Origin of the sequence: Algoriella xinjiangensis, from assembly GCF_900115015.1 — a bacterium.
GTDB classification, from domain to species: domain Bacteria; phylum Bacteroidota; class Bacteroidia; order Flavobacteriales; family Weeksellaceae; genus Empedobacter; species Empedobacter xinjiangensis.
The window spans coordinates 1-6,948 of sequence record NZ_FOUZ01000025.1 but is presented as its reverse complement, the minus strand read 5'-3'; the positions used below and the strand labels follow the sequence as shown (position 1 = coordinate 6,948).

Genomic DNA, 6,948 nt, shown 5'->3' with positions numbered 1-6,948 from the left:
TGATTTTCCTACATTTCAAATTAATCAAAATAATAATACAATAATATTAAATAAAAACTATACTTTTAAATGTTCCTAACAAGGGGAAGATTACAGAAAACTTAAACCTAAAACCTATTTTATACCCAACTAAACCAGATGATGAATAATAATCGTCATATAAACCTATTATTTTCAGACATACAGTTTAATATGAAGTTGTATGCCTGTATTTTGTGTGTTATTGTACAGGCTATATCTACACAGGTGTATGGGAATTCATCGGTTAATGATTCTCTAAAAAATAGTGAAACTTATTTATATATTGGAGAGAAGACAACAATAAGAAATGTTCATCTACTACATGTTGTTACTCCTGCAAAAACAGAAAAAACAAAGCTATATATAAAAGGAAATTCATTTATAACAAATGCTGATCAGTTAAAAAATACTGAGATTATACATTTTGGTAAAGTTGTCGAGAAAAAAGCGAAGAAACATATTACTCAATCTCGATCAAGGGAAAAGAATACTACGTCAACAACAAAACAGTTGAGTGAAGTTACCCAAAAAGTAAAGCCATTATATTATTCTAATACTTCCAGTAGTCGACTTTCTTCAGATAAACGGATACAAATAATGGCAGTACAAACTTATCAAAATAATAAGTGCATATCTGTAACATCAGCTGATAATCTAGAACTATACAAGTCTCTCATACTAAGAGAAGAAAATAATAAATATAGAAAAGAAGTCTTTGTACACAAAACCCTTGTGGCGTATTTTAAAAATCGTCCACCACCATATGATCCTTTTATTTTTTTCTAGTAGCACACAGAGTGGATAGGTTTAGATTATTACTCTGTAATGGGTACTCAGAATTTCGGTTACTGTAATTAACTAGTTACAGTTGTGGTAAGTAAAATTCGAACGATATATATAAAAAAATGTAAAGTGTAAACATGTAGCGCTTTACATAAACAAACTTAAATAATATGAATATTAAAAAACTACTTTCTCAAGGTGGAAAAGTTTTATCTCTTGCAATAGCCTTACTCTGTGGGAGTAACGCCTACGCAGATGGGTCTAAAGATCTATATCCAAATGGCGTAACAGGTGGACGTGCTTTTTTGTATAGTAACTCTTATACAGGTACTATAGGATTTACTGTAGGATCATGGCCCTTCAAAACAGAAGGAACACATTATGCTTATGTTAAAGCTGGTGAAATACTGCATACAGCTTCCAGCGCACAAGGAATAAGAAATGGTATAATTAGATTAACAGCACCAAATGGTACTGTTTATACTTCCTCAGGAACAACAGGACGAATAACCGATAGAACAGCAGAGCTTGCTGGTCCAAGATTAACGTCGCAAGCTGCAGGAGGCAATCGATATGCAACTTATAACCGTACTGCTTTAACGGCAGAAGAAGGGGTTTGGAAAATAGAATTTTTACCGACAGGAAATGTATCTTCTACAATATCTCCTGCTGTTTCTAATATTGCAGCTAATGATAGCTGGACGCAAGGTACAAGATCAGAACTTATTGCAGCGTGGGATGTATCTGTAGAGAGTGCAGGAGATTGGGTGCCAGGAAGAGTTTATACCAATGTAATGAATTTACACATTAGTGGTAGTCAAACGACAGGTTTTTATGGAAATATGTATGCGCTGACAAAAGATGGATATATTTATAAGGTAAATAATAACGGGAATAATGGTGTAGGTTTTACATTTTTTATAAATAACAAAGGTTTTTTGACTGACGTAAATGATAGTAGCCCTTCTTATAAAAGTAAAAATTTCACAACTGGTATTTCTTCTTTTGTACATTCTCCTTTGGCAGCAGATGCAGGGGATAATATAACACATAAAATTTTTTATAGTCAACCAGCTCAAGATTTACCTACTTCTGCTAATGGTAGCGTCCCAAATAATAGTACATGGTTGAAAAATACCCCTATTACTCCAAATGCAAGTAATATTAGTATTATAGGAGCTGAAGGAACAATTGGAGAATTGGGATTAAAAGGAGGGTATATTAATTTTACAGCAGATGCGCAAGGGGTTTATACAATTACAATAGAAAGTTCTGGCTCGCCTTCTTTTGCAACCAGAACTTTAACGGGAACTGCGATTGCAGGTAGTAACAAAATATTTTGGGATGGTAAGGATGGTAACAACAACTATCTTCCAGGAACTAATGCCTCTGTGTTAGTGAAAGTACAGTTACGTGGAGCAGAGGTGCATTTCCCATTTATTGATATGGAAATCAATCCTAATGGACTCGTATTAGAACTTTTGAACGGGAACAATCCTCTTTCTGACGAACGTTTTCGTGTTTATTGGGATGATAGCGATATTTCAAGAGTTACTGGCACAAACAATAACGGGAAAGCCCCTAATCCACTTGATGCAAGTGTAGCAGGTTCGCTTAGTGGACCTACAGGTACTGGAGGACATATGTGGGGACAGCAAAATAACAATACCAGTCCATTAAGTAGTACTAACCTTTATCAAGGATTTGGTAACGATAAATCTATAGATACTTGGTCATATATAAAAGGACCTGTAGCAACAGTTAACACAACAGTTGCTATTAAAAAAAGTGATTTATCAGCAACAGCTAATATAACAGATGTTTTAGGGGCTTCGGGCATAAATCCATCTTTATCAGAAGGTGATGCGTTTGGGTTTTATTCAAATATTTGGAATAACGGTCCAGATGCTATTTCTTCAGAAGCAGAAGTAACAATAATGTTTGAAATACCAAATGGTGTAAGAATCACCAATGTATCAAATAACGGAGGTGTTACATTAACTTATGATCCAGTATTAAGAAGATACACTGGTAAGAAGTCTAATTTTGGTGTAGGTCATATAGAATTTATTTTTTCTGCAGTGGTTGACCATACAGATACCAATGCAACCAGTGTTACTGGTAGTTTTGCACCAGTTGTACGTACTTTTACAGCAAGTGTATTGCGCCCAGCAGATTACGTGGACCCTATGGCAACTAACAATTCGGTAAATACACCTCCAACAGATATTTATAATGAGATTGCTTTAAATACTGTTAACGGAGGGAATAGAAATATGAGTAGTGCTAGTATTTTCATCTTACAAGATTGTATGATGGATTATATATATGATGAAGGAGCTAGTTATAATGCTGGAGTTATTCACTATCAGAATTTTAATACTTCATCTCCGTTGGTTAAAGACGGTAGAATCCCGTGGGTGAATCAACCTAATATATTATCATCTACGTTAACCTCTAATGGAGGTGCTATTACCAACGGTTACCGTTTTTCACCAGGTTACAACGATCCGTTATATGATCCTAATTATATTGGAACTCACTTACCAACAGGTGTTGGAGCTACACCTTCTGGCCCTATCAAGTATTTCGATTCTCATATTGGGGATGGTAGCTATGCAGTAGTACCGCCTGCTTTTGTTAGACTTGGCTGGGATCCTCGTTCGTTTACAGACAATACTACTGTAAACGGTTCTTCTGCAATAGCACCACATTGGGCATCTGGACAATCATATCCACAAGTATATGACTGGACAAATACTTATCCTTGGGACAACCCAGCAGATCCTTCTGTTCTAAATGTACTAGATATGTCAGGTCATTTAAACGGTGCAGCTTTTCTTGTAAAGGGTAATGTATCTCAATCTCAAGGTATTCGACCATTCTATAGAATAGATGATGTTAAGCCAGAGATGGGTAAAACATATACATTACAATTGTTCTCGTATGTAAACTATACGGCTAATACAGATTATATGTACATGGATTTGGTAGACCGTAATACTGGTAAAGTATATGCGTCAGCACAGTTAAAAGCAGATAATCCGCTACCAGGACCAGGAGCAGTTTCTTTTGGTTGGGTGCCACTAAAAGCAGCTATTAATATCGGAACAATGGATTTTACAGGAAAAACAATGGATATCCAAATTCGTGGTAACCGTACAACTTTTGGGCATACATTGATTGATGATATTATGTACTTCGAAAACAAAGTAGGTGTACCATCTTGTGTAGTACCAGTCGATATTTTTGAGCCTTCAGAATGTACAGAACCAATTTTAGGAGAAGATTTCAGTATGAGTAATGCTACAGATCCAATCTTTAATAATACAATTAGCAAAACTTTTATTCAACCAGCTGGAGCAGATCAAGGCTTTACATTAGATATTTACTATTTAGATAAGTCATTTAATATGGAAATTAATGGTAGTAAACTCTCAAATATGGAAATAGAATTTCATAATCAAGGAGGCATGGTTTCTAATGTTCGTTTTGAGTCAGACGACGCTGGATATGGTCCTACTTTTACAAATGGTATACCAAATATTTGGCAGATCGGTAATGCAGCCAGTAAAGTACCTGCATTACGTATAGATATAGACCCAACAGGTAATGTAACACTTTTGGGTAGAAGAAGTACAACAGCTCCATTTGAAAAACTGAAATTGATAAACGGTGCTACTTTAAACCGTATCAATTGGAATGTAACTTCAAGCAATACAATACTAGCTACACAAAGTACTTTATGGCCACCTACAGCTATGATAGGTACTGGTTATGGTAAAAAAGCAGTTCCGTGTGCTGCTCCAAAATGTGTTAAACCAGCTGCTTCAGGTACCTCATCAGTTCGTACGAATGTAGGAGTTTCAACAAAAGCAAATGTAACTTCGGGATGGCCAGAAGTTGTACCAAATGGATATATCGCATTAGAAAGTTCAAATGCCGGTTTAGTAATTCCTCATATGACTACAACTCAACGAGACGCACTTACAGCGATTGAAGGAATGCTTATTTACAACACAACAGAAAATTGTGTCCAATTATACAGAGGTGAATCCCCATTGATTGATCCTTCAAGAAAAGGATGGAACTGTTTGGAAAGAGGTTGTAACGAATAAGAGTTTTTCATAATTTTTTTTGATAAGAAAAGTAATCTTGGTAAAAATTGATTGTTTTACCAAATGCTTTTCTCTAGTTACTATTAACAACAAAACCATGAGATAGTCAATCTCAAAATAAAAGATAAATAAAATGAGTATAAATAAAACATTAGCGATTAAAATGTTAGTAACAGCGAGTTTTTTTGCAGCTGTATCTGCATCAGCTCAAGTCGCTATCGGAAAAAGTAGCGTTACAAATAATAGTGTATTATTAGAATTTGGCGATGAAGCTACAAATCTTAGAGGTATTATTTTGCCTTCTGTTACTACAGCTCCTACAGATGCTGTAAACGGAACATTCATATTCAATGTAGCAACTAAAGAGGTGCAAGTTCGAGAAGGAAGAACTAGTACAAATGATCGTTGGACTTCTCTTTCAGCGAAGTTAGACGCATCTCAAGAAGGAGGCAAACTAAACCCTTATGTGATAACTGGAGAATCTGTTAACAAACAAGGGATAATTATTGGAGCAGAAACCAGTAGTAAACCAGGTGTTTTGATTTTAGAATCAGAAACAAGAACATTGGTTCTACCTAAAGTAGCTGATCCTAATACCGCTGTAATAGGTCCTGTTGCAGGTAATATAGTGTATGATACAACATCAGATACTCTAGCTGTGTACGACGGTACAAATTGGAGTTACTGGAAATAAGTAGAATAAGGCAGTCTTTTTATAAAGACTGCTTTATCAAAAAAATAAGCATTTAGAAATAATGAGTGATAATTATAAAGATATCCATATTGGATCGGTTATTCAAAAAGCTGTTGTAGAAAGTGAAATAGAGATAGGTCGCATCTGCAATTTTATAAATTGTGATGAACGGAGAATTAAGAAAATGTATGAATCAAAAATATTGGATACAGAGATTTTACTAAAATGGAGTAAACTATTAGAATATGATTTTTTTAGATTATACTCTCAACATCTTATTTTATATGCATCAATAGCAGCAGACAAGCCGAAAGATAGTATAAAGAAACAAACTAGTCTCCAGCAGTTTCGTAAAAATATCTATACAAAGGAAATCATAGAATTTATATTAGAGCAATTAGAAACAAAACAGATGACAAAAATTGAAATAATGGATCGTTACAGGATTCCAAAAACCACTCTATATAAATGGATAAGTAAATACACCAAATAAGGTATAGTCTAATTTCATTTTACAGTATCAAAATCTGATCAAAAAAATGATAAAAATAATTCGTCATCAAAAAATGATTTCTTTGTTTCAAAAACAAAACTAAAATAGAGGTAAAGAACATCTTAAGATACAGTAAATATCACTCAGAATATAATATTTGGGAATAGAATATATAGTACCTATGATTAGTAATACAGATTACAAATTTTTGTTAGGTAGAAAAAAACTCTTTATATATTTTAATAACGATAGATTAATAAGAATAAAAGTTAAAAAAGGATATGGAAAAATCAAGCCCTAATTATAAACAAATTTTTAAAGATATTTTAGATAGAAAATACCCTGAAAAAAGAAATGCATGCGAAAACATTCTTAATAAAACAACACTCTCCATTGTAGACGTTATAGAAATAAATACAAAAATATTTGGCAAAGGAATTATTAATAATAGTCAGAAATTTCGTTCGTATAAAAAATCAGATATTTTGAATATTTTAGATTACCAAAAGGAAAATGGTCTCAATAATTCTCAATTAGCAAATCATTTTAGATTAAGTCGAAATACAGTTTCAAAATGGAAAAAACTATTTTTAGTATAAAATAAACTACATAACCTATGAAAAAACTAAAAACCCATTTAAAGCAAAAGGTAATTTTGATGCACCAAAATGTAAAAATCAAATTTCAACTAATTAAAACTAGAGTATGTCGCTAATAGGTAAAACATTAGAGGAAACAGAAGCTTGGATATGCAAACAAAAATAGGAGTATTAGTTAAGCTACATTTTTATAACTAATTTTTTGTTGATTAAATTCTTCAATCGTTTTATAATTTAAGG

Annotated in this window: 5 protein-coding genes; all 5 read left to right on the top strand. The window is 33.3% G+C overall.

From position 1 onward, the window contains the following. Nucleotides 1-138 precede the first annotated feature (138 nt). Nucleotides 139-807, top strand: coding sequence for a hypothetical protein (locus tag BM072_RS15105; RefSeq protein ID WP_143080496.1), 669 nt, complete (start codon nt 139-141; stop codon nt 805-807). Nucleotides 808-974: 167 nt separating this feature from the next. After that, on the top strand, nt 975-4,922 hold the full coding sequence (locus tag BM072_RS15100; protein ID WP_092910641.1) for a hypothetical protein: 3,948 nt from the start codon (nt 975-977) through the stop codon (nt 4,920-4,922). A gap of 133 nt (nt 4,923-5,055) precedes the next feature. After that, the gene (locus tag BM072_RS15095; RefSeq protein ID WP_143080495.1) at nt 5,056-5,616 is read left to right on the top strand and encodes a hypothetical protein; all 561 of its coding nucleotides are present in this window, start codon (nt 5,056-5,058) and stop codon (nt 5,614-5,616) included. A gap of 61 nt (nt 5,617-5,677) precedes the next feature. After that, nucleotides 5,678-6,109, top strand: coding sequence for a transposase (locus BM072_RS15090; RefSeq protein ID WP_092910631.1), 432 nt, complete (start codon nt 5,678-5,680; stop codon nt 6,107-6,109). A 281-nt stretch (nt 6,110-6,390) separates the two neighbouring features. Next, nucleotides 6,391-6,708 (top strand): transposase, encoded by a 318-nt coding sequence (locus BM072_RS15085; protein WP_092910626.1) that lies wholly within the window; start codon nt 6,391-6,393, stop codon nt 6,706-6,708. The last annotated feature ends 240 nt before the right edge of the window (nt 6,709-6,948 follow it).